The organism is Oleiphilus sp. HI0043 (genome assembly GCF_001634935.1).
In genome coordinates this window covers 1-851 of record NZ_LWEY01001776.1, presented here as the reverse complement: position 1 = coordinate 851, position 851 = coordinate 1, and the positions used below count along the sequence as shown (strand labels likewise).

Genomic DNA, 851 nt, shown 5'->3' with positions numbered 1-851 from the left:
TCAACGGCATGGTTGATAAGGGAAGTAGCTTTCCATCTCTGATCCTTTGATTGACCATAGGGAGTAATCCAACGACGACTCCTAAGCCTTCTTCAGCAGACCGAATGGCGGAGAAATAAGAGTCGCAAACAATTTTTTGCTTTGGGTTAAAATCTCCAAATGAGCCGCGCCAATCCCGAAGATCATCATATAGCGATATGACAACCTGATTTTCGATCTCCTCCTTTGACATTAATTGGTCACGGGAAAGACCATGTTGGGTCAGGTAGTCCTCGCTACATAGAAGTTTTACGTCAACACCACTGACAAAGCGTGTTGCTAATTCTGGCCAGTCCCCCTTTCCGAAACGTAATGCCGCGTCTGCAGGTTCATCGTCAAAATTAACGTATTCATTGCCTGTCGTGATGCGTAGCTCTACCTCTGGAGCATAGTCTTTGAAGCGTGCGTAATTTGGAATCAGTAGTTCTTGAGCGATGAAAATGGGTGAGCTGATTTGAAGCGTTGGGTGGCAAAATTTTCGTTCGAATTCTCGATAGGAAGTATTGTGGCGCTTAATAATATCTCTTGTTGTCTGGTAGTAAAACTCTCCGGCTGAGGTGAGTCGTAGTTTGCGAGAGCTTCGGTCAAACAACGTTAAACCAAGATATTCTTCCAATACTTTGATTTGCTGACTGACGGCAGGCGGTGAAACACAGAGTTCCACCGCTGCTTTCTTAAAGTTTAAATTTCTGGCCGCGGCTTCAAATACAGGTAGCCACTGAATTGGGGGAGCTTTTTGTTGCATGGAACACCTTAATAGATAAGCTGAAGTTATCCTAAGTTCAAATATACTGAATTGCCAGTGGTAAAAG

The 851-nt window shown here is 44.1% G+C and carries 1 protein-coding gene; it reads right to left on the bottom strand.

Annotation, left to right across the window (positions count from 1 at the left end; genetic code table 11):
• Positions 1-784 (bottom strand): LysR family transcriptional regulator (locus tag A3729_RS27315; RefSeq protein WP_068634482.1); only part of this gene is annotated, 784 nt, incomplete at its 3' end.
• Between the last annotated feature and the right edge of the window lie 67 nt (positions 785-851).